Origin of the sequence: Saccharopolyspora erythraea NRRL 2338 (genome assembly GCF_000062885.1) — a bacterium.
GTDB lineage: Bacteria > Actinomycetota > Actinomycetes > Mycobacteriales > Pseudonocardiaceae > Saccharopolyspora_D > Saccharopolyspora_D erythraea.
This window is the reverse complement of record NC_009142.1, coordinates 1891597-1914018: the sequence shown is the minus strand read 5'-3', so window position 1 is coordinate 1914018 and position 22422 is coordinate 1891597. Positions and strand designations below refer to the sequence as shown.

17 protein-coding genes are annotated in these 22422 nt (G+C 72.8%); 11 read left to right on the top strand and 6 right to left on the bottom strand.

Going from position 1 to position 22422, the window contains the following annotated elements; all coding sequences use genetic code 11:
* Nucleotides 1-812: 812 nt before the first annotated feature.
* Nucleotides 813-1853: a recombinase RecA gene (recA, locus tag SACE_RS08540; RefSeq protein ID WP_009943797.1), complete on the bottom strand. Its 1041-nt coding sequence runs from the start codon at nt 1851-1853 to the stop codon at nt 813-815.
* A 272-nt stretch (nt 1854-2125) separates the two neighbouring features.
* Between recA and SACE_RS08535 the strand changes: the two genes are divergently transcribed.
* Nucleotides 2126-2983: a DUF4383 domain-containing protein gene (locus SACE_RS08535; protein ID WP_011873453.1), complete on the top strand. Its 858-nt coding sequence runs from the start codon at nt 2126-2128 to the stop codon at nt 2981-2983.
* A gap of 43 nt (nt 2984-3026) precedes the next feature.
* Here the strand turns inward: SACE_RS08535 and SACE_RS08530 are convergent, their stop codons facing one another.
* A complete protein-coding gene (locus tag SACE_RS08530; RefSeq protein WP_029621436.1) occupies nt 3027-3221 on the bottom strand; it encodes a DUF3046 domain-containing protein in 195 nt (64 codons plus the stop codon).
* A 39-nt stretch (nt 3222-3260) separates the two neighbouring features.
* On the opposite strand from SACE_RS08530, the gene SACE_RS37465 reads away from it, so the two are divergent.
* Complete coding sequence (locus SACE_RS37465) at nt 3261-3401, top strand: hypothetical protein (RefSeq protein ID WP_009943801.1); 141 nt, start codon at nt 3261-3263, stop codon at nt 3399-3401.
* A gap of 27 nt (nt 3402-3428) precedes the next feature.
* Here the strand turns inward: SACE_RS37465 and SACE_RS08525 are convergent, their stop codons facing one another.
* Nucleotides 3429-5276, bottom strand: a complete 1848-nt coding sequence (locus SACE_RS08525; protein WP_009943802.1) for an Hsp70 family protein — start codon at nt 5274-5276, stop codon at nt 3429-3431.
* Between the two features lie 123 nt (nt 5277-5399).
* Between SACE_RS08525 and SACE_RS08520 the strand changes: the two genes are divergently transcribed.
* The 8 genes from SACE_RS08520 to SACE_RS08485 all read left to right on the top strand — a co-directional run bounded on the left by SACE_RS08520 (nt 5400) and on the right by SACE_RS08485 (nt 17276).
* Complete coding sequence (locus SACE_RS08520) at nt 5400-5894, top strand: DUF3291 domain-containing protein (RefSeq protein ID WP_011873451.1); 495 nt, start codon at nt 5400-5402, stop codon at nt 5892-5894.
* 34 nt (nt 5895-5928) lie between these two features.
* Nucleotides 5929-10491 carry an ATP-dependent helicase gene (locus SACE_RS08515; protein ID WP_009943804.1) on the top strand — a complete coding sequence of 1521 codons (4563 nt, stop codon included), beginning with the start codon at nt 5929-5931 and terminating at the stop codon, nt 10489-10491.
* Between the two features lie 175 nt (nt 10492-10666).
* Nucleotides 10667-11257 (top strand): TetR/AcrR family transcriptional regulator, encoded by a 591-nt coding sequence (locus tag SACE_RS08510; protein WP_009943806.1) that lies wholly within the window; start codon nt 10667-10669, stop codon nt 11255-11257.
* Complete coding sequence (locus tag SACE_RS08505) at nt 11254-12432, top strand: FAD-dependent oxidoreductase (RefSeq protein ID WP_009943808.1); 1179 nt, start codon at nt 11254-11256, stop codon at nt 12430-12432. Before SACE_RS08510 ends, SACE_RS08505 begins: the two co-directional genes overlap by 4 nt.
* A 168-nt stretch (nt 12433-12600) precedes the next feature.
* Nucleotides 12601-12996 (top strand): hypothetical protein, encoded by a 396-nt coding sequence (locus tag SACE_RS08500; protein WP_011873448.1) that lies wholly within the window; start codon nt 12601-12603, stop codon nt 12994-12996.
* Between the two features lie 243 nt (nt 12997-13239).
* Complete coding sequence (locus tag SACE_RS08495) at nt 13240-14367, top strand: PLP-dependent cysteine synthase family protein (protein WP_009943810.1); 1128 nt, start codon at nt 13240-13242, stop codon at nt 14365-14367.
* Entirely contained in the window at nt 14367-15617 is a 1251-nt protein-coding gene (locus SACE_RS08490; protein ID WP_009943811.1) for an MFS transporter, read from the top strand. Before SACE_RS08495 ends, SACE_RS08490 begins: the two co-directional genes overlap by 1 nt.
* A gap of 354 nt (nt 15618-15971) precedes the next feature.
* Entirely contained in the window at nt 15972-17276 is a 1305-nt protein-coding gene (locus SACE_RS08485; RefSeq protein WP_011873447.1) for a phosphodiester glycosidase family protein, read from the top strand.
* A gap of 890 nt (nt 17277-18166) precedes the next feature.
* Here SACE_RS08485 and SACE_RS39040 read toward each other — a convergent pair.
* Both SACE_RS39040 and SACE_RS08475 read right to left on the bottom strand, forming a co-directional pair.
* Nucleotides 18167-19060: a maleylpyruvate isomerase N-terminal domain-containing protein gene (locus tag SACE_RS39040; RefSeq protein WP_011873446.1), complete on the bottom strand. Its 894-nt coding sequence runs from the start codon at nt 19058-19060 to the stop codon at nt 18167-18169.
* Nucleotides 19057-19509, bottom strand: coding sequence for an SAV_6107 family HEPN domain-containing protein (locus SACE_RS08475; protein ID WP_009943814.1), 453 nt, complete (start codon nt 19507-19509; stop codon nt 19057-19059). Before SACE_RS08475 ends, SACE_RS39040 begins: the two co-directional genes overlap by 4 nt.
* A gap of 307 nt (nt 19510-19816) precedes the next feature.
* Between SACE_RS08475 and SACE_RS08470 the strand changes: the two genes are divergently transcribed.
* Entirely contained in the window at nt 19817-20392 is a 576-nt protein-coding gene (locus tag SACE_RS08470; protein ID WP_009943815.1) for a GNAT family N-acetyltransferase, read from the top strand.
* A 331-nt stretch (nt 20393-20723) separates the two neighbouring features.
* Here the strand turns inward: SACE_RS08470 and SACE_RS08465 are convergent, their stop codons facing one another.
* Entirely contained in the window at nt 20724-22400 is a 1677-nt protein-coding gene (locus tag SACE_RS08465; RefSeq protein WP_009943816.1) for a DUF885 domain-containing protein, read from the bottom strand.
* Nucleotides 22401-22422: the final 22 nt, after the last annotated feature.

The following is a 22422-nucleotide window of genomic DNA, read 5'->3' as shown; positions in this document are numbered from 1 at the left end:
GAGTCGAGCCGGAGCGCTGGGAACCCCGAGCACGCTTGGGCTCGTCCGGATCCGCTGAGGAAACCGACTCCTCGTTGGCGGCCTCAGCAGCCTCGGCGGAGATCGCCGACCGCCGACGCTTGCGCCCACCAGGGGCTGCGCCACCGCCCGCAGCCGACAACGCCGAGGCGGTGACCACCCCAGGCACCCGCCCGGCCACCGGACCACCGGCAGCCGTCACCTCATCGACAGCCGCGCCTTCGGCGACGGTGTCGCCGCCGGTGTCATCGCCATCGAGGCCGCCGGTCGCGGGACTCACGCCCGCAGCACCCACTTCGGCGCCATCCGCAGTGTCTCCACCCACTGTGCCCTCACCCAGAACCAGGCATGCCCAGCCACGGTCGCTTCCAGATCCACCCGTTCCCCGATCGGCCCCGGCAGCCCGGCACCCCAATCAGCCCGGCCCCGGACCGCCTGGCACCCCGAGCAATCCAGCAGCCCGGCATCCCAACCGACCCGTGCCCCCAGACGGCCCGGCACCCCGAACATCCCGGCCACCCGGCAACCCAATCAGCCCGGCCCCGGACCGCGAGCAATCCAGCAGCCCGGCATCCGAACCGACCCGATCCCCAGGCCGCCCGACACCCCAAGCATCCCGACCGCCCGGCAACCCAACCGATCCGTTCCCAGACCGCCCGGTGCCGCGACCGTTCCCCGGCCCGCCCGGCACCTCGGATCCCCGGACCGCCCGACACCCCAAGCATCCCGACCGCCCGCTCCCCACCCCGCCCCGCCTCCGGCGGCCCGGTGGGGAGCCGAGGAGCGGCAGAGGCTCAGAAGTCGACCGGTGCCGGGTCGGCGGTCTCGGCGTCGACCTGCGCTCCGATGCCGAGCTTCTCCTTGATCCGCTTCTCGATCTCGTTGGCGACGTCAGGGTTCTCGCGCATGAACTTCCGGGCGTTCTCCTTGCCCTGACCGAGCTGGTCGCCCTCGTAGGTGTACCAGGCACCGGACTTGCGGATGATGCCCTGCTCGACGCCCATGTCGATCAGCGAGCCTTCGCGGCTGATGCCGATGCCGTAGATGATGTCGAACTCGGCCTGCTTGAACGGCGGCGCGACCTTGTTCTTGACGACCTTGACGCGGGTGCGGTTGCCGACCGCGTCCGAGCCGTCCTTCAGCGTCTCGATCCGGCGGACGTCCAGACGCACCGACGAGTAGAACTTCAGCGCCTTGCCACCGGTGGTGGTCTCCGGGGAGCCGAACATCACGCCGACCTTCTCCCGGAGCTGGTTGATGAAGATCGCCGTGGTCTTGGCGTTGTAGAGCGCGGAGGTCAGCTTCCGCAGCGCCTGGCTCATCAGCCGCGCCTGCAGACCGACGTGGCTGTCGCCCATCTCGCCCTCGATCTCGGCGCGCGGCACCAGCGCGGCCACCGAGTCGATGACGATGATGTCCAGCGCGCCGGAGCGGATCAGCATGTCGGCGATCTCCAGCGCCTGCTCACCGGTGTCGGGCTGGGACACCAGCAGCGAGTCGGTGTCGACCCCGATCGCCTTGGCGTACTCCGGGTCCAGCGCGTGCTCGGCGTCGATGAACGCCGCCGTGCCGCCCAGCTTCTGGGCGTTGGCCACGGCGTGCAGCGCCACCGACGTCTTACCGCTGCTCTCCGGGCCGTAGACCTCGACGATCCGGCCCCGCGGCAGGCCACCGATCCCCAGCGCCACGTCCAGCGAGATCGAGCCGGTCGGGATGACCTCGATCGGCGCGCGCGTCTCGTCGCCGAGCCGCATAACCGATCCCTTGCCGTACTGCTTGTCGATCTGTGCGAGGGCGAGCTCTAGCGCCTTGCCCTTGTCGGGTGTCGCTGCCATCGGGGGTCCACCTCGGTCGAAGTCGAACGTCGTCTCTGCGTCAGCACCGACGCTACGGGTCGGGACCGACAATTCACCCGCGGGGCCGCCGCCTGCGCATCGCCCGATCCCGCTGCCGCCATACTAGACGAACGGGTGTTCGATCTAGGTACCGACACGCCAGTCGCGCTACTCGTTCGAGTGAACGTGTAAGGAGTGCGGCGAATGGGGACTCTGTTGTCGACAGATCAACGTGGTCGACAGGTCAACGCAGCACCCGGGGAGGCGCCGCGATGAGAATGGATCGTTATCTGCCGCCGGACCACCCGCTCAGCAAGATCTACCGCGTCGGCGCCGCCATCTTCGGCGCGGGGCTGCTGGCCTTCGGCGTGCTGGGGCTGGCCAACCAGCTCCCCTTCCTGAGCACAGAGGGTGCCGTGCTGCTCGGGTTGTCCTCCAACGGGCTGCTGTCGGTGATCTCGATCCTCGTCGGCGCGATCCTGGTCGGCGCGGCGGTGTGGGGCGGCGCGATCGCCTCCACCACGACCACCGTGATCGGCGTGCTGTTCTTCGTGTCCGGGCTGGCCAACCTGGCGGTCATGGAGACGCCGTTCAACCTGCTGGCGTTCCGCTGGCCCAACGTCATCTTCAGCCTGGTCGCGGGCATGCTGCTGACCTTCCTGGGGACCTACGGCCGGATCGCGGGCCGGCTGCCGGAGGACAACCCGTACTACCGCTACCGCCACCACGAGCCGCCGCCGGACGAGGAGCCCGTGGAGGAGGTCACCAACGAGGTCCCGTCGGCGTCCGACGACGAGCTGACCGAGGCCGAGATGGCCTTCGCCGAGGGGCATCCGACGCCCAAGCAGGAGCGGATGGTGCGCGCCGACGCCTGGCGGCACCAGCAGGAGGAGCGCCGCCGCGCCTACCAGCACTACGCGGAGAGCGGCCGCACCCCGGACCAGGAGATCAGCGCGCAGAACCTGTGGGCGGACTTCCCGGCGGAGGGCAAACCGACCGCACCCGGTGAAGGCGAGAGCGCACCCGGTGTGGGCGCCCCCGGCGAAGGCGCGCCCGCTGACAGCACGCCCCCGCGGACCAGGCCCGGCGTGGGCACGCACCGCCGGACCGGTATAGCGCGGGAACCGTAGGCCGCGACGCGCCAGGGGCCGACTCGAGGTGCCGACCAGCGGCTCAGCGCCGCTCGGGCGGCACCTCGAACGCGTCGCAGACCGCCGTCCAGACCTCCTTCGGCGGCATGCCGGCTTCCAGGGCCTCGTCCGCGGTGCGTCCGCCCAGCGACGACAGCACGTGGTCCTGGGCGAGCATCTCGGCCCTGGTCGGTCCGAACTCGTCCGCCATCCAACGGCGGAAAACTGTGTGGCGCATCGTCGCCCAGCCTACGACCGGTCGTGGCATGGTGGAGCCGTGTTCACCACCGCACTGCTCGCGCAGGCAGATCCGACGGGGTTGTCCAGCCCACTGGGCAAGCTCGTCATCGCGGCGGGGCTGCTGGTCGTGATCGTGCTGGCCCTCCGCTTCCTGTGGGAGCGCCGCAACCGGCGCTGAGCCCCCGCGGTCGCGGCGGCGCGCCGGTCAGTCGGTGCCCGGCTGGATCCTGCGCTCGAACTCGTCGGCCACCTGGTTGGGCGCGAGCCGCTGGTCCTTGTTGGGCACGAGCACCATCCCCACCAGCGGCCTGTCGTCCACGGTGAAGACGAGCGTGCCGAAGGTGTCGCTGGTGACGGCGCGGTACTCGCCGGACAGCCCGTTCCCGCTCCAGTCGGCCCGCACCTGGTCGCTGGTGACGCCGTTGAACTCCAGCAGCAGGTCGGCCCGCTGCTTCGCCTTCTGCATCGAGTCGAGGTGGGTGTAGACGATCGTCGTGCCCTCGTTGGGGTTGCCGATCGAGCAGGACGCGACGGCGCCGCCGAGCTCTCGCAGGCCGGGCATGATCCGCTGCCACCCCGGCGCGCAGTTGGTCGTCTCGGGCACGTCGCCTGCCAGTTGCAGCATGCACTTGTCGAAACCCTTGGTGTCGCGGGTTTCCGAGGGCGCCCGGCACTCCGAGGCGCTGGCGGCCTGGGCCCCTCCGCCCGAGGTCAGCACGATCGACACGACCGCCACGATCACCGCGACCAGGGCGACCGCGCCGAGGCCGACCAGCATGTTGCGCGAGACGGTGCGCGGCTGCTTGGCGCCGTGGCCCTGCTGCCGCACCTGCCGCGGGTAGGGCTGCTGCGGCGGCATGACGGGCGCGAAGGCCGTTCGGACGGTCTCGGGCTCCTGGTAGCCCGGTCGCGGCCCCTGGTCGCCGACGCCCTGCTGGGCGGCGGTGAACGTCGAGCCCAGGTCCTGGGTGTTGAGGGCGGTGCCGTCCCGCGAGACGTGGTGCGCGCCGAGCGCCACCGCGGTCTCCGGCTGGTCGAGGCTGGTGGCCACGATCCGCAGCTGCTCACCGATCAATGTCGCCACCAGCGGCAACCGGCTGGAGCCGCCCACCAGGTACAGCCCGGCGAGGTTCTCCGGCGCCATCCCGTTGGACCGGACCACCGAGGCCACCATCTCGACGCTGCGCAGCATGCTCGGCCGCACCAGCGCCTCCAGCTCGCCGCGAGTGACCAGCACGTCCTCGAACGGCTCCGGCATCGGGACCTCGGTCTGGACGTGCCGGGAGAGGGCCTCCTTGGCGGCCTTGACGTCCTCGCGCAGCGCGCGCTGGGCGCGGCGGTCGGCGGTGGACTCCGGCCGCAGCAGGCGCTGCCACCGCTGCGGGTCCTTGTTGGAGACCTGGCGTCCGACGTGCTCCAGCAGCGCCTGGTCGACGTCGAGGCCGCCGAGGTCGGGCAGGCCGTCCTCGGCCAGCACGGCGAAGCCGCTCTGGGTGGCGCCGACCACGGCGCAGTCGAAGGTGCCCGCGCCGAGGTCGTAGACGGCCAGCGCCTGGCCGGGCGCGAGGGATCGGTCTGGGAACGAGGCGAAGTGCGCGGCGGCGGCCACCGGCTCGGGCACCAGGACCAGGTTGCTGCCGAAACCGGCGAGCCGGGCGGCCGACAGAAGCACGTTGCGGCGCGTCGGACCCCACTGGGCGGGGTGGGTGAGGCGCACCTCGTCGGGCTGCGCGCCGCCGAGCTGGCGGGTCGTCTCCTCGGCCACCCGGTGCAGCACGGCGGCCATGGCGTCGGTGACGGTGATGATCGACTCGCCGAGCAGCAGCGTGCCCTCGTCGACGCGGCGCTTCGGGTTCGGTTCGAACCGCGACGGGTCGAGGCGGGCCCGCCGTTCGGCCTCGCGTCCGACGATGATCGCGCCGTCCTCGGCGGCGAACACCGCCGAGGGCATGGTCGCCGACCCGTCCACCTCGACCACCCTGGGTGGCCTGCCGTGCGCCGAGAGCACCGCGACGGTGTTGGAGGTGCCGAGATCCACCGACAGGACGCGCACCGGATGCCTCCTACTGCTGTTGTTGCCGGGCGCGTGCAAGGTCATCGCCCGGCCGAGATGTTGCCATGCCGCTACACCCGAAAGGCGGTGATCCCCGCAATTGGCCGAACTAGTCTCACGTCCATGACTGATCACCACCTCGCGCAGGTCAACATCGCGCTTCCCGTGGCCCCTATGGACAGTGCCGAGCTCGCCGGGTTCGTCGCGGCGCTGGAGCCGGTGAACGCGGCGGCCGACGCCGCGCCCGGTTTCGTCTGGCGGCTGCAGACCGAGGACGGCGACGCCACCGCCGTCCGCGGCTTCGGCGACGACCGGATCATCGTCAACATGTCGGTGTGGGAGTCGGTGGAGGCGCTGGCCGACTACGTCTACCGCGACCCGGAGCACGTCGCGGTGCTGCGGCGCAGGCGCGAGTGGTTCCCGAAGATGGCCGAGGCGCACACCGTGCTGTGGTGGGTGCCCGCCGGGCACCGGCCGACGGTGGCCGAGGCCGAGCAGCGGCTGGCGCTGCTGCGCGCGAACGGTCCGTCACCGGCCGCGTTCACCTTCCGCGAACCGTTCCCCGCTCCGGGCGGTGCGCAGGTCAGCGCAGACGACGACTGGATGTGCCCGGCCTGACGCGGGTGTCGGGGGCCTGGTCCAGCATGGGGGTGTGACCGACGTGCTGGACCGCTTCTCCCCCGCGACCCGGGACTGGTTCCGCGGTGCCTTCGACGCGCCGACCGAGGCCCAGTCCGGCGCGTGGGAGGCGATCGCCGACGGCGAGCACGCGCTGGTCATCGCCCCGACCGGTTCGGGCAAGACGCTCGCGGCGTTCCTGTCCGCCCTCGACCGGCTGGCCGCCGAGGGCCCGCCGGGGGACCCGAAGCAGCGCTGCCGGGTCCTCTACGTCTCGCCGCTGAAGGCGCTGGCGGTCGACGTGGAGCGCAACCTGCGCGCTCCGCTGGCCGGCATCCGCCAGGCCACGCAGCGCCTCGGCGGCGAACCGCCCGACATCACCGTCGGCATGCGCACCGGGGACACCCCCGCCGACCAGCGCCGCTCGTTCGCCCGCACACCGCCGGACGTCCTGGTCACGACACCGGAGTCGCTGTTCCTGCTGCTGACCTCGGCGGCGCGGGAGTCGCTGCGCGGGGTGGAGACGGTGATCGTCGACGAGGTGCACGCGGTCGCGGGCACCAAGCGCGGCGCGCACCTGGCGCTGTCGCTGGAGCGGCTCGACGAGCTGCTCCCGCGTCCCGCGCAGCGCATCGGCCTGTCGGCCACGGTGCGGCCGGTCGACGAGGTGCGCGCCTTCCTGGCCGGTGGCCGCCCGGTCCGAACGGTGCAGCCCGCCAACGTCAAGCAGGTCGAGGTGCGGGTCGAGGTGCCGGTGCCGGACCTGGCCGAGCTGGGCGGCGCCGACGACGACCAGCACCCCTCGATCTGGCCGTCGGTGCAGACCCGCGTGCTCGAACTGATCCGGCAGCACCGCTCGACGATCGTGTTCACCAACTCCCGGCGGCTGGCCGAGCGGCTGACCGCCGGCATCAACGAGCTCGCGGCGGAGGAGGCGGAGGAAGAAGACGAGCCGATGCAGCGCTTCCCCGCCGAGGCCGTCGGCGGCTCGGGGATCACGCGCGGTTCGGCGGCGACCGTGGCGAAGGCCCACCACGGGTCTATGTCGAAGGAGCAGCGGGCGGTGGTCGAGGAGGAGCTCAAGTCCGGCCGGCTGCCGTGCGTGGTGGCGACCTCCTCGCTGGAGCTGGGCATCGACATGGGCGCGGTCGACCTGGTCGTGCAGGTGGAGACGCCGCCGAGCGTCGCGTCGGGCCTGCAGCGGATCGGCCGGGGCGGGCACCACGTCGGCGCCGTCTCGCGCGGGGTGGTTTTCCCGAAGTTCCGCGGCGACCTCGTCGGCTGCGCGGTGACCGCCGAGCGGATGGCCGACGGGCTGATCGAGGCGCTGTCCTTCCCGCGCAACCCGCTCGACGTGCTGGCTCAGCACGTGGTGTCGATGGTGGCGATGGACACGTGGTCGCTGGAGCGGCTGGCGACCGTGGTGCGGCGTTCGGCGTCCTTCGCCGGGCTGCCCGACTCCGCGCTGCACGCGGTGCTGGACATGCTCGCAGGCCGCTACCCGAGCGAGGAGTTCGGCGAGCTGCGCGCGCGGATCGTGTGGGACCGGATCAACGACGAGCTGCGGGCCAGGCCGGGCGCGCAGCGGCTGGCGGTCACCTCCGGCGGCACCATCCCCGACCGCGGGCTGTTCGCGGTCACCACCCCCGGCGACGACGCCGCGGGCAAGGGCGGGGTGCGGGTCGGCGAGCTCGACGAGGAGATGGTCTACGAGTCGCGCGTCGGCGACACGTTCCTGCTCGGCACGTCGTCGTGGCGGGTCGAGGACATCACCCACGACCGCGTCGTGGTCACACCCGCGCCGGGCGAGCCCGCCAGGATGCCGTTCTGGAAGGGCGACTCGCCGGGCCGTCCGCTGGAGCTGGGCCGGGCGCTGGGAGCGTTCGTCCGGGAGCTGACCGCGGCCGGCCCGGAGGCCGCGCGGAGCCGCATCAGCGAGGCGGGGCTGGACCAGTGGGCCGGGGACAACCTGCTGAGCTACCTGGACGAGCAGCGGCGGGCCACCCGCCACGTGCCCGACGACCGGACCATCCTCGTGGAGCGGTTCCGCGACGAGCTCGGCGACTGGCGGATGGTCGTGCACTCCCCGTTCGGCGCCAAGGTCAACGGACCGTGGGCGCTGGCGATCGGGGCCCGGCTCCGCGAGCGCCGCGGGATCGACCCGCAGGTCGCCTCCTCCGACGACGGCATCGTGGTGCGGCTGGCCGACGCGCTCGACGACGCCGGGACCGAGATCCTGCCCGCCGCCGAGGACGTGCTGCTCGCACCGGACGAGGTGCAGCAGGTCGTCACCGACGAGGTGGGCGGCTCGGCGCTGTTCGCGGCGCGCTTCCGGGAGTGCGCGGCTCGCGCGCTGCTGCTGCCGCGCCGCGACCCGCGGCGCCGCTCGCCGCTGTGGCAGCAGCGGCAGCGGGCGGCGCAGCTGCTGTCGGTGGCCGCGCAGTACGAGCAGTTCCCGATCGTGCTGGAGGCGATGCGCGAATGCCTCCAGGACGTCTACGACGTGCCGGGGCTGACCGAGCTGATGTCGCAGGTCGCCGCGCGCAAGGTGCGCGTCGTGGAGGTCGAGACGCCGACGCCGTCGCCGTTCGCGCGCAGCCTGCTGTTCGGCTACATCGGGATGTTCCTGTACGAGACCGACGCCCCGCTGGCCGAACGCCGCTCGGCCGCGCTGAGCCTGGACTCGACGCTGCTGGCCGAGCTGCTGGGCTCGGAGGCGCTGCGGGAGCTGCTCGACCCCGAGGTGGTGGCCGAGGTCGAGTCGCAGCTGCAGCGGCTGGCCCCCGAGCGCCACGCCCGCGACTCCGAGGGCGCGATCGACCTGCTCAGCTTCCTCGGCGACCTGTCGACCGCGGAGGCCGCCGAGCGCGGTGTCCGGCCGGAGTGGTTGGAGGACCTGCACGCCCAGCGCCGGGTCCTGCGGGTGCGCATCGCGGGCGAGGAGCGCTGGATCCCCATCGAGGACGCGGGCAAGGTCCGCGACGCGCTGGGGGTCGCGCTGCCGGTCGGGGTGCCCGAGGCGTTCACCGAACCCGTCGCCGATCCGCTGGCCGACCTGGTCATCCGCTACGCCAGGTCGCGCGGACCGTTCACCGCCGACGCCGCCGCGCACCGCTTCGGCCTGGGCGTCGCGGTGATGCACGGCGTGCTGGACCGGCTCACCGGAAGCGGCAGGCTCATCCGCGGTGAGCTGCGTCCGCTGGAGGCCGGTGGCGGGCGGTCGCTGGAGTACTGCGACGCCGAGGTGCTGCGCCGGATGCGGCGGGCGTCGCTGGCCCGGCTGCGCGCGGAGGTCGAGCCGGTCGAACCCGCGGCTCTGGGACGGTTCCTGCCTTCGTGGCACGGGATCGGCGCGCGGCTGCGGACCGCGCCCACCGTCGACGACGTGTTCTCGGTCGTCGAGCAGCTCGCGGGCGCACCGGTGCCCGCCAGCGCGCTGGAGTCGCTGGTGCTGCCCGCGCGCCTGCCCGGCTACTCGCCCGCGCTGCTCGACGAGCTGACCTCGACCGGCGAGGTGGTGTGGGTCGGTTCGGGGTCGCTGGCGGGAGGCGACGGCTGGATCGCGCTGGCACCCGCCGACGTCGCGGACCTGCTGCTGCCCGACGTGCCGGAGGAGCGGCCGGACTCGCCGCTGCACCGGGCGATCGTGTCCACGCTGGAAGGCGGCGCGCAGTTCTACCGCCAACTGGCCGACCGCGCCGGCGCGATCCTGCTGGAGCAGGGGGAAGCGGCACCGGACGACCAAGCGGTGACCGCCGCGCTGTGGGATCTGGTGTGGGGGGGCTCCGCGACCAACGACACGCTCGCGCCGTTGCGCGCGCTGGTGTCGGGGCGCGGCGCCACGCACAAGCCGCGCCGCAGCGCACCGCGAGGCCGGTACGCGCGGCTGCGCGCCGGCCGCCCGGCGATGCCCAGCCGCACCGGGCCGCCCGCCGTGTCGGGCCGGTGGTCGCTGGCGCCGCCGCCGTCGAGCGAACCGACCCGGCGGGCGCATGCGCGCGCCGAGGCGTTCCTCGAACGGCACGGCGTGCTCACCAGGGGCGCGCTGGACACCGAACGCGTTACCGGCGGGTTCTCGGCGGTGTACAAGGTGCTGCGGGCCATGGAGGAGTCGGGGCGGTGCCGCCGCGGCTACGTCGTCGAGGGGCTCGGCGCGGCGCAGTTCGCGGTGCCGGGCGCGATCGACCGGCTGCGCGCGTCCTCGCGCACCGAACGCCCGGACGAAGACCCGCAGGCGGTGGTGCTCGCCGCGGCCGACCCGGCCCAGCCGTACGGGGCGGCGCTGGAATGGCCCGCGGCCGTCTCCGACACCCGGCACCGGCCTGGGCGCAAGGCGGGCGCGCTGGTCGTGCTCGTCGCGGGTTCGGCGGCGCTCTACGTCGAGCGCGGCGGCAAGTCCCTGCTGTCGTTCACCGAGGACGAGGACGTGCTGCGGCTGGCGGCGGCCGGGCTGGCGCGGGCCGTCCGGGAGGGCTGGCTCGACCAGCTCGCGGTGCAGCGCGCCGACGGGGAAGGCGCGCTCGGGTCCCGGATGGCGGAGATCCTCACCGAGGCCGGTTTCCGCGCCACCCCCAAGGGACTCCGGCTGCGCGCGTGAACGCGGCCCGCGCGTAGTCGCTGGGCTTGGCGCGTTCGCGGGCATGGCGGGTTGAGGCGCGCGAATTCCTGAGCAGGGCCCGGGACCTTCGGTCAGCGATTCCCGCCTCTACCTGCACACTTGCAGCCTTGGACGCTCGCCCAATACGATCGACCAAGACGACTGGAGACAGGCCATGGTGAACACCGCGGCGGAACGCGGGCGGGAAGTGCGGCGGCGACTGACCGGCGCGGCCGTCGAGCTGATCGCCGAGAAGGGCTGGACCGGCGTGCACACCCGGGTCGTCGCCGAGCGCGCCGGAGTGGCTCCCGGGCTGGTGCACTACCACTTCGCCTCGCTGCAGGCACTGCTCACCGAGGCGGCGGTCGGTGTGCTGCGCGAAGCGGTCGCGGGCATGGGGCCGCTGTTCGACGCCGCCACGACACCGGACGACCTGCTCGACGCGATCCTCGGGACGCTGGAGCGCTACGCGTCCGACGATCCGGCCTCGCTGCTGGTGAGCGAGGCCTACCTCGCCGCGACCCGGGACCCGGAGCTCAAGCGCGCGGTGGCCGAGGTCGTCGACGACTTCCGGCGCGACCTCACCGACTGGCTGCGCGCCCGCGGCGAGGCGACCCCACGGGAGACCGCGATGGTGCTGGCCGCCGCCGTAGACGGCGTCGTGCTGCACCAGGCGCTCAGCGGCGACCTGACCGCGGCTACGGCCCGCCCCGTCCTGCGCCGGATGTTCCGCTCCGCCCACCCGCCCGAGGAGGGACAGCCGTGAAAGCCGTGATCTGCGGTGCTGGGATCGCCGGACTGGCGCTGGCGAACCGGCTGCACGCCCACGGCTGGGACGTTGTCGTGCTCGAGAAGGCGCCCGGCCCGCGCGAGACCGGCTACATGATCGACTTCTTCGGCCCCGGCTACGACGCCGCGGAGGCGATGGGCCTGCTGCCGCGGCTGCGCGAACTCGGTTACCGCGTCGAGGAAGTGAGCTACGTCGACGAGACCGGCCGTCGGCGTGCCGGTCTAAGCACCTCCAAGCTGACCAAGGCGGTCGGCGGACGGCTGTTGAGCATCATGCGCCCCGATCTCGAGCGAGCCCTGCGGGAACAGCTCCCCGACCAGGTGGACCTGCGCTTCGCTACCGCGCCGGAGCACATCGACAACGACTCCGACCGGGTGCGGGTCACCCTGCCCGACGGGAGCGTGCTCGACGCCGATCTGCTCGTCGGGGCCGACGGGATCCACTCGTCGGTGCGCGCCGCGGTTTTCGGGGCGGAGGAACGGTTCCTGCGCTACCTCGGCTTCCACACGGCCGCGTTCCTCTTCGACGATCCGCGCGTGCACGCCGAGGTGAACGGCCGGTTCTGCCTCACCGACACGCTCGGGAGGCAACTGGCCTGCTACGGCCTGCGCGACGGGCGGGTCGCGGTGTTCGCCGTGCACCGGGCAGCCGATCCGGCGCTGCCGGACGACGCGCGTGCCGCCCTACGCGATGTCTACGGTTCGCTCGGCTGGGTCGCGCCCCGGGCTCTCGCGGCGTGCCCACCGTCCGACCAGGTGTACTACGACCAAGTGGCGCAGATCGAATCTCCACAATGGACCAAGGGTCGGGTGGTGCTGCTCGGCGACGCCTGCCAGGCGGTGTCGCTGCTCGCCGGCCAGGGCGCTTCGCTGGCGATCGCCGGGGCCTACGTGCTGGCCGAACAACTCGCCCGGGCAGGCACCATCGACGCCGCGCTCGGCGAGTACGAGCGGCTGTGGCGTCCGGTCGTGGCGGAGAAGCAACGCGTCGCGCGCAGCAGTGCCCGCTGGTTCGTCCCGGACACGCGGACCCAGCTCGCCGTGCGACGCACCGCCCTCCGCCTGGCGGGCCTGCCGGTCTTCGACCGCTACCTCTCCGGCGCGCTCGCGGGCAAGCCGACGAACGTCGTCCGGCAGCTCGGCGCCCGCTAGCGGCGACCACAGTGGACCGGCACTCTCCACAGTGCTGTGATCCGGCGCTCAGGGAGGGCCCATAGCGATTTCCTTGTCAGGCAACCATTCGCGCACACCTGTTCGTGCGGCTACCGGTTGCCGGGCCGAAGTGGCAGCCCGCCACAGCACGTGGATAGACTCGTCATCGTGCGCGCCACTGGAAGCACCGCGAGGAACCGATCGGCCATCCGGCTGTTCGTGGTCCTGTCCTTCCTGGGTTCTTTCCTCGCCGCGCACGTCACCTTCGGCGAACCGCACGAAGCGGTGGCGGCACCGGCGCAGAACGTCTCGACGCACTGCGCCCCGCAGCACGAGCACGACCCGCACGTGCACACCGCGCACGGTGAGATTTGCTTCGCAAGCTCACGCGACCTGCAACACGCCGAACTTCCCGCACCGGTCTGGTCACCCGCCGTCGAGGCCGTCGCCGCCGATGATCTGCGAGTCCACGACGCCGGCTGCACACGGGAATCCCCGGTCCCGGTCTCGCAATCGCGGTCCGGCCGGGCACTGCTGACCCGGGTCTGCATCACACGAGTCTGATGAGCGCGCGCTCCCGCCACCGCTGAGCAGCGGTGGCCGACACCGGGCCGTCGATGGCTCACCTCTTCTTCCTGTTCCTCGCGCGGTGAAACCGCCTGCACGCACGGATTGCCCTGCGGCGCAAGGCGATGCCGCATGCCCGCAAAGCGGCGCAAGACCAACGCGGCCATGCCGCCACGCGCCCGCATGGCCGGCGCCGCGTGCTCGCACGGGGATGCCGCGCTCCTCCTGGAAAGGACATTCGTGGAAACACTGACCCCGCACGCCCAGATCCCGTCGCAGACCGGGCTCTCACCCGCTCAGCTCACCGCCGCGGCCGCACCCTGCCGCCGCCCGGCCGCCGCGGTCGGCGGCACCCCTGTGCTGTGGATCGACCAGCCCTTCAACCGGTCCGGCAGCGGTTTCTGGGCCAAGCTCGAAGGCTTCAACCCCGGCGGTATGAAGGACCGTCCCGCGCTGCACATGGTCGAGGCGGCACGCGCCCGCGGTGAGCTGGCTCCCGGCGGCACGATCATCGAGTCGACCAGCGGCACCCTCGGACTCGGCCTGGCGCTGGCCGGCGCCACCTACGGGCACCCGGTCACGCTGGTCACGGACCCGGGCATGGAGCCGATCATGCGCACCCTGCTCGCCGCCTACGGGGCCACGGTCGACGTCGTGACCGAGCCGCATCCGACCGGCGGCTGGCAGGAGGCGCGCCGCGAGCGGGTCCGCGCGCTGCTCGCGTCCAACGACGGCTCGTTCTGCCCCGACCAGTACAACAACCCCGACAACGTGGCCGGATACCGCTCACTGGCGCTGGAACTCGTCGCGCAGCTCGGGCGGATCGACGTCCTGGTCTGCTCGGTCGGCACCGGCGGGCATTCCGCCGGGGTGTCCAGGACGCTGCGGGAGTACTTCCCGCACCTGAAGCTGGTCGGGGTCGACACCACCGGGTCGACGATCTTCGGCCAGCCCGCCCGCAAGCGGCTGATGCGCGGGCTCGGCTCCAGCATCCATCCGAGCAACGTCGACCACCAGGCGTTCGACGAGGTGCACTGGGTCGGCGCGGCCGAGGCGGTGTGGGCGGCGCGGCGGCTGGCGGCAGCGCACTGCACCAGCGGCGGCTGGAGCGTCGGGGCGGTGGCGCTGGTGGCGGGCTGGCTGGCGCGGACCGAGCCGTCGGAGGCCCGCATCGCCGCGGTCTTCCCGGACGGACCGGAGCGCTACTTCGACACCGTCTACAACGACGGCTACTGCCGTGAGCACGGCCTGCTCCTGGACACCGCACCGGTCGAACCTGAGCGGATCGCCGATCCGTTCAGCGTCAAGGTCGAGCGCTGGACGCGATGCCGGACCGTGCTGGACCCGATTCGGTTCGGGAGGTCCTGATGCGGCTGCTGACCCGCTTCCGGTCCTTCCCGGCGCCCGTGCGGATGCTGATGCTCAACCAGCTCACCATCAACCTCGGGTTCTACATGCTCATCCCCTACCTCGCCGCTTACCTGGCCGGGGACCTGGGCTTGGCGGTGTGGGTGGTCGGCCTGGTGCTGGGCGTCCGCAACTTCGCCCAGCAGGGCATGTTCCTGATCGGCGGCACGCTGGCGGACCGCTTCGGCTACAAACCGCTGATCGTGGCCGGATGTGCCCTGCGCACCGGCGGATTCGCGCTGATCGGCCTGGTCGACAGCCTGCCAGCGCTGCTGGTCGCCTCGGCGGCGACCGGGTTCGCCGGGGCGCTGTTCAACCCCGCCGTCCGCGCGTACCTGTCGGCCGAGGCCGGTGACCGCCGGGTCGAGGCGTTCGCGCTGTTCAACGTCTTCTACCAGACCGGCATCCTGCTCGGGCCGCTCGCCGGGCTGGCGCTGACCGGAGTCGCGTTCGAGATCACTTGCCTTGCGGCGGCCGGGATCTTCCTTGTGCTGACCGTGTTGCAGATCCGCTCGCTGCCGCAACGCACCGGCGCACCCGCGCGGGGGCGGACATCGGTGCTGGCGGAATGGCGGACGATGCTCGGCAACGGCCCGTTCGTGCTGTTCTCGCTGGTGATGACCGGCAGCTACGTGCTGAACTACCAGATCTACCTCGCGCTGCCGCTCGAGGCGCGGCGGCTGGCCGGTGACGAGCGGACCGCGACCGCGGCGGTGGCGGTGCTGTTCGCCGTGTCGGGCGTGCTGGCGATCGCGGGGCAGGTGCGGATCACCGCGTGGTGCCAGGAGAAGTTCAGCCCCGGCACGTGCCTGGCGGGCGGACTGGCGCTGATGGGGTTGTCGTTCCTGCCGCTGCTGGCCGGTGCGGCGCAGCCGGGTCAGTCCACTGTGGCCACTTTCGGCCCGCTGGTGCTGTCGGCGGCGATGCTGTCGCTGGGCACGCTCGTGGTTTTCCCGTTCGAGATGGACACCATCGTCCGCTTGTCCGGCGAACGCCTCGTGGCCAGCTACTACGGCCTGTACAACACGGTGTGCGGGGTGGGGATCATGCTCGGCAACCTGCTGACCGGCAGCGCCCTCGACGTGGCGCGGGGCGCCGGACTGCCCTGGCTGCCGTGGAGCGCTCTCTGCGCGCTCGGGTTGGTGTGCGGCGGTCTGCTGTGGCGGCTGCACCGGTCGCGGCGCTGGAACGCGCAGTTGGCCGCCGTGTGACGCGGCGCGGGCCCGCTGGATGGGCGCCCGTCCGGGCGCTCTCCGGCGGGCCCGTCGCGGCCCCCGGGAGCACTCCAGCGGGCTCGTCGAATGGGCGTCCTTCTGGCGTCCTCCAGTGGGCTCGTCAAATGGGCGCCCTTCCGGCGTTCCAGTGGGTTCGCCGAATGAGCGACCTCCGTGCGTGCTCCGGGAGGGTTCTCCAGCGGCTCGCCGGTGGGCGGCCCCAGGCGTTTCCGCGGATTCGTCGAGACTGAACAAAACTGGCCACAATTTCGTCAACTGTTCACCACCGCGCATTCACCGGGGAATGATCTGCTCCCGGAACGCCCGTCCCCGGCCGAAAGGTGCTGCACGGTGACCCCGAACTCCACCGCAAGACGGCGCACGGCCGACGGCCCGACAGGACGTCGCAAGGTCTCCGGCCCGGCACGGCGACGGCTGGCCGCGGGACTGGCCGTGGTGTGCGGTCTCGCTCTCGTCCAGAGCAGCACGGCCGCGGCGGCCCCGGAGCCGCTGGCCTCCGACGTCCTGTTCTCCGGCGAGGAGCAGGTCGCGCCCGGGGTGACCTTCCGCTCGTTCACGTGGGAGACGGGCCACGGGTCGACCCAGGGTTACGTCCTGGAAGCCGACCTCGCCAACCCGCTGGTCGATCTCGGCCTGCTGCACCGCAAAACCGTGACCGAACCGACCGCGATCTCCGCGCTCGCCGACGGCCAGGGTGCGGTGGCCGGGGTCAACGGGGACTTCTTCAACAACACCGACGAACACGAAGGCGTCGAGCCGACCGGCTCCGCCGTGGGCGCCGAGATCGCCGCGGGCGAGGCGCGCAAGGGCGCGGTGCCCGACGGGCAGCGGTTCGGTCCCGGACTGCCGGAGGGCACCTCGACCGAAGACGTCTTCGGCCTGGGCAGCGACCGGACGGCGCGGGTGGCGAGCGTCCGGCTCGAAGGCAAGATCGAAACCGGCCACGGCGTCCTCGGCGTCGACGGGCTCAACCAATACGCGATCCCGGTCGGCGGAGTCGGGGTCTTCACCGAGGCGTGGGGGACGACCTCGCGCGTCAGGGCCACCTGCGGCACCGACACCGACCGCGGCGCACCGTGCAGCGACACCACCATCGAGATCGTCGTGCGCGACGGCAAGGTCGCCGAGGTCCGCCCCGAACCGGGCGCGGGAGCCATCGCCGCCGGCGACTTCGTGCTGGTCGGCCGCGAAGACGGCGTCGGCGAGCTCGACGACCTCAAGCCCGGCGACCCGGTGTCGGTCGACTACCAGCTCGCTCCGGTCGGCGTGCCCGAGTTCCGGTTCGTGGTGGGCGGGTTCCCGATCCTGCGCGACGGCACGGCGTTGCCCGGCCTGGACGACCAGGCCCTCGCGCCGCGGACCTCCGCCGGGGCCAGCGCGGACGGCAAACGCGTCTACCTGGTCGCCATGGACGGCCGCTCCCAGGTCAGCGCCGGACTCACCGTCAGCGAACTCGCCGACCTCCTCAAGCGCTCCGGCGCCGACGACGCCGTGAACCTCGACGGCGGCGGCTCCACCACCCTCGTCGCCCGCGAAGCAGGCGCCCAGCACGTCACCGTGCGCAACAACCCCTCCGACGGCCGCGAACGCCCCGTCGCCAACGGCATCGGCATCTTCAGCGGCGGCGGGCGGTAGCCGCGTGCGGAGCGCGGCGCTCCGGCGCCCGGGGAGGGCGCTGCAGCGGAGCGCGAAGTGCGAGCGGCAGCGCGTGGAGCGGGCAGCGCGCGGAGCGGGCGCCCGCGAGGGCGCTGCGTCGGAGCGCGAGCGGCGGTGGGCGGAGCCCGGCAGGGCGACGCGAGCCTGCGTGCGGCGAGCGCAGTGGGACGCCCGGCAGGGCGGCGCTCCGGGCGCACGGAGGCGAAGCGCCGGGCGCAGTGCGAAGCGGGTCGGCGCGAAGCGGAGCGAGCCCGCCGGAGCGCGAAGCGCCGGCGCAGCGAAGCTGGAGCGGCGGCACGGGTGTGGGACGGCGCCGAGCGGATGCGCGAAGCGAGGTCGATGCGCGAGCGCCGGACCGGGTGCATGTGCTGCGGAAATCGTTTCGGCAGGCGCGTTCCCGCCGTTCCGCTCCCCGCCGTTCCGTGATTGCCGCGCCGCAGAGCCGCGCGCCTCTGCTCACGACTCCGCCTGCTCGCCCGCCGTGACCGCCCGGCGAGGCCCATGTCCGCTAGTCAGCGGTCCACTAGCCAGTTCGTGCCCCCAGTCAGGTCCATGTCCGCTAGCGAGCCCTCGTCCACTAGCCAGTCCGTGACCACCCAGCCACGTCCATGCCCGCTAGCCAGCCCTGATCCACTAGCCAGCCGTGACCACCCAGCCACGTCCATGCCCGCTAGCCAGCCCTCGTCCACTAGCCAGCCGTGACCGCCCAGCCAGGTTCCATGCCCGGGCGTCTGGCCTGCGCGACCGCCAGCCAGGTCGCCAAGCCGCCGGCATTCGCCCCGCACACCGCACTTCCCGCCCCACCGGCCGCCGTCCGCTATCCGCCGCCCAGCCCGGTCTCCCCCCGGCCCCTCGCCGCACCCGCACCTTCAACGGGTCGCCAGGCGCAGGAGGCCCCAGAGCTGGGCGATGGCGTCCGGGTCGCCGTCGGCGGTCACCGCACGATCCGGGAGTCGACCCCAAAGCCACAGGTAGACCGCCGGGGGCTCGCCGCTGAGCACCGCGCTCACCTCGGAGTCGACGGAACCGCCGCAGCCGTCGGAGCCCTTCGCACCGAAGCCACCCGGGCCACTGGCACCGAAGCCCCCCAGGACACCAGCCGGGCCCGCACCAGGACGACCCGCGCCCGTACCGGGCGCTGACGGCTCGTCCGTCGGCGACCAGACCTCGATGTCCTGCGGTGTCGCCGACACCCGCCACGACCGGCCCGCGGCCTTGACGACGACCGAGCAGGGCCGGGTGGGGCTGATGCCGAGCGCGCGCAGCCGGTAGCCGAACCACAGCCGCAGCACCTCGTCGATGCCGTCCAGCGCGAGGGCGGGGTCGATCGGGGTCATCTCCACCCCGGCCGCCGTCTGCACGTCGACCCGGTGAACCGTCGTCGCGTGCAGAATCCGCCGCAGCCAGAAACCCACGGTGTGGTCGTGCGGCCACCACGTCGCGCAGCGCTCCTGCGGCGACCTGGTGCCGAACTCGGCGAGCAGGTCGGCCAGCCTCGCGGTGAACCGGCCGGTGAGCTCGCGCAGACCCGCCTGCCGAGGCGGACCCCAGTTGCGCGCCGCGCTCTCCGACGCGCCCATCCACGACAGCGCGTCCTCGCACAGATCGCCCAGGTGCCCGACCGACTGCCCCAGCGTGCGCCCGGACGCACCGGAAACCGGCAGGTCCGCGTGCGCGTCGTGGGTGGCGGCGGTGAGCAGCTGTCCCTCGCTCGCGAGCAGGTCGAGCATTCGCCCGTGATCGACCATCGCGCAGGCCATCATCGAATCACCCCCGAAAGACTTCGCGCGACGATGTCCAGGAACTCCTCGGACCGCCGCAGCAGCTCGTCGGCATCGCCGGCGGTGATGCCCGGGATGCCCGCCTCGGCCGCTGCGCGGCGGTCCGACTTGGCCGCGTAGAAACCGGCCCAGTCACGTAACTCCGGTGCGGCGTCGGTCAGCAGCCGCCACACGCTGGTCGGGCGGGAGCGCTCCCGCTGCCAGGAACGTGCCACGACCACGGCGGTCGCGGCGCGCAGCGCGGCGATGTGAGCGGCGATGTAGCGCTCGGCGGGCTTCTCCGTCCGCTCGGCTTCGAGCAGGCACGCCCTGGCCTGCACCAGCAGCGAAAGCGATCCGGCAGGCGCCTGGGCCGCCGGGGCCGGTGCCGGCCAGTGGTCGTCCGGGGAGCGTCGCGGGGCCGGTATCGACAGGTGAGCTGAGAGGGACATCGGCGTTCTCCTCGAGGTCGAGTGCACGACGGGACGAGCACGTCCGTGTATGCGCGCTGCCGTGGGGAAGCCGGCGGTGCCCGGCGGGAGGGTGCTTCCCCCACTCTCCCGCCGGGCGGTGTCCGAACCGCGCGATGGCGACATCCTGGGAGGGGATATCGAACCTCAGTTCGAACAAGTCCAGATTAGCCGGTGGCCAGGATCGACTCAAGCACTGCGCCGTAGCTCACCTGTTCGAGTGGTGGGATCGGCGGTGATCACCCGCCCGGACACACGCGGAGGGCGCCTGACCCTTTAGTGTCGGCGCGTGACAGCCGCGCCCTCCCCCCGCCACGACCGGGTCGCCGAACTCTCCGCCGACCAGCTCCGGCAACGCCTCGGCGAAGCCATCGAGATCTACGTGAACGCGATGGGCTACCCGCCGTCGACCGCGCAGCAGCGCGCCCCGATGTGGTCGGCGCACATGCTGCGTCCCGGCTGGCGCTGCGTCGGTGCGTTCAACGAGCGGGACGAGCTGGTCGGCATCGGTTACGGCTACCTCGGCAACAGCGGCCAGTGGTGGCACGAGCAGGTCCGGCGCGGCCTGCTGGCCAAGCACGACGACGAGGCCGTCGAGACCTGGCTGCACGACTACTTCGAGCTGACCGAGCTGCACGTGCGCCCGGACAGCCAGGGCGGCGGCCTCGGCGAGGAGGTCCTGCGCAGGCTGCTCGACGGGGCGCCCGGCGGCAAGGTGCTGCTGTCCACGCCGGAAGGCCCGACGCGGGCGTGGCGGCTGTACCGCAGGGTCGGGTTCCAGGACGTGCTGCGCGACTACCACTTCACGGGCGACCCGCGCCCGTTCGCGGTCCTCGGCCGCCCGCTGCCGCTCGACCCGCGCTAGCGGGCGGACGGAGACCCGGCCGCACGGCGGACCGGCACGGCGGACGGGGCCGAAGTCGATCGGCTCCGCGGCCGGTGCGAATGTCATCGACGCGGTACGCCGCGCACTCACGGCCGCCGCTGGCGCCGTACCCCGCGCATTCACCGCAGCCGGTGCGACGCCATCGGCGCACCGCGCACTCACGGCCAGCGGTGCGACGTCAGCCGCACCGCACGCCGCGCACTCACCGCAGCCGGTGCGGCACCCTGTGCACCGCGGCCGGTACCGGCGCATCGGCACCGGCCGCGGTCTACTGCGGTCCGCCCCGGCCACCGGCGCGGACCGCGCGGTGTCAGAGCCTGGCGAGCTGCTCGCGCAGGGTGTCCAGGCCCATGGCTCCCATCCGCAGCGCGTCGCGGTGGAAGTCCTTGAGGCTGAAAGCGTCGCCGTGGCGCTTCCTGGCGTCCTCGCGGGCCGCCAGCCACAGCCGCTCGCCGAGCTTGTAGGACGGCGCCTGCCCCGGCCAGCCGAGGTAGCGGTCCACCTCGTCCCGCACGTGCGCCGGGTCCTGGATGGTGCGGGTGAGCAGGAACTCCAGGCCGAGCTCCGGCGTCCACCGCTCGCCCTCGTGGAAGCCGGTGCCCGCGGGGATCTCCAGCTCCAGGTGCATGCCGATGTCGACGACCACCCGGGCGGCCCGGAAGAGCTGGTCGTTGAGCATGCCGAGCAGGTTCCCGTCGTCGTCGAGGTAGCCCAGCTCGCGCATCAGCCGTTCGGCGTAGAGCGCCCAACCCTCGCCGTGCCCGGAGACGAAGCACGCCAGCCGCTGGAACTTGTTCAGCCGTCCGGACTCGTGCACCGACGTGGCGACCTGCAGGTGGTGGCCGGGCACCCCTTCGTGGTACACGGTCGAGACCTCGCGCCAGGTCGGGAACTCCTCGCGGTCGGCGGGCACCGACCACCACATCCGGCCCGGGCGGGAGAAATCGTCGGTCGGACCGGTGTAGTAGGCGCCGACACCGCCACCGGGCGGCGCGATCTTGCACTCAAGGGTCATCAGCCGGTCGGGGATGTCGAAGTGCTTGCCGCGCAGCTCGCGCAGCGCCTCGTCGGAAAGCTGCTGCATCCAGTTCTCGAACTCGCGCCGGCCGCGCACCTGGTAGCGCGGTTCGGCGTCGAGGAGCGCGGCGGCCTCGGCCAGCGTCGCGCCCGGCTTGATGCGGTCGGCCACCTGCTTCATCTCGGCCTCGATGGACGAGAACTCGCCCCAGCCCCACTCGTAGGCCTCCCGGAGGTCGAGCCGGGCACCGGTGAAGTAGCGCGACCAGAGCCGGTAGCGCTCCTCGCCGACGGCGTCCTTCTCCGGCGCCTCCGGGAGCAGTTCCGTGCGCAGGAAGCGCGCGAGACCCGCGTACGCCTCGGCCGCGGCACCGGCCGCCGAGTCCAGGTCGGCGCGCAGCGCCTGGTCCACCTCGGCGCGGGAGACCATCGCGGCGAAGAACGACTCGCCGTCCCGCCCGGACCAGGTCTCGCACTGCTCGGCGACCTTGTTGACCTGGCGGGCGGCCGCGACGTTGCCCCGCGCCGCCGCCTCGCTCAGCCCCGCGCGCAGCCCGTCGACCGCACCCGGCATCGCGGCCAGCCGCTTGGCGATGGTGCGCCAGTCCTCCGCGGTCGAGGTCGGCATCAGGTCGAAGACCTGGCGCAGGTCCTGCACGGGGCTGGCGATCACGTTCAGCGCCGCCATGTCCGCACCGACGTCGTGCAGCTCCAGGTCGAGGCCGACGCGCTCGGCGAACACCGCCTGCGCGATGCGCTCCCCCTCGTCGGCCGGTGTCGCGGCGGAGACCTCCGCCAGGCACCGCTGGGCCAGCTCGGCGCGGGCCTGGTGGCCCTGCGGCGAGTAGTCGGTCAGCTTGTCGTCCCCGCCCGGAATCCCCAGGTAGGTTCCGGCGATCGGGTCGAGCGCGGCCAGCTCGTCGACGAACCGGTCGCTGATCTCGTGCACACCGTTGTGGTTCGATCCCATGCCGGAAACGCTATCCCGCTGC

Coding starts and splice junctions, on each gene's coding strand:
- recA (WP_009943797.1), bottom strand. CDS start 1,853: ATGGCAGCGACACCCGACAAGGGCAAGGCGCTAGAGCTCGCCCTCGCA.
- SACE_RS39040 (WP_011873446.1), bottom strand. CDS start 19,060: ATGATGGCCTGCGCGATGGTCGATCACGGGCGAATGCTCGACCTGCTC.
- SACE_RS08490 (WP_009943811.1), top strand. CDS start 14,367: ATGCGGCTGCTGACCCGCTTCCGGTCCTTCCCGGCGCCCGTGCGGATG.
- SACE_RS08520 (WP_011873451.1), top strand. CDS start 5,400: ATGACTGATCACCACCTCGCGCAGGTCAACATCGCGCTTCCCGTGGCC.
- SACE_RS08530 (WP_029621436.1), bottom strand. CDS start 3,221: ATGCGCCACACAGTTTTCCGCCGTTGGATGGCGGACGAGTTCGGACCG.
- SACE_RS08475 (WP_009943814.1), bottom strand. CDS start 19,509: ATGTCCCTCTCAGCTCACCTGTCGATACCGGCCCCGCGACGCTCCCCG.
- SACE_RS08535 (WP_011873453.1), top strand. CDS start 2,126: ATGAGAATGGATCGTTATCTGCCGCCGGACCACCCGCTCAGCAAGATC.
- SACE_RS08510 (WP_009943806.1), top strand. CDS start 10,667: ATGGTGAACACCGCGGCGGAACGCGGGCGGGAAGTGCGGCGGCGACTG.
- SACE_RS08465 (WP_009943816.1), bottom strand. CDS start 22,400: ATGGGATCGAACCACAACGGTGTGCACGAGATCAGCGACCGGTTCGTC.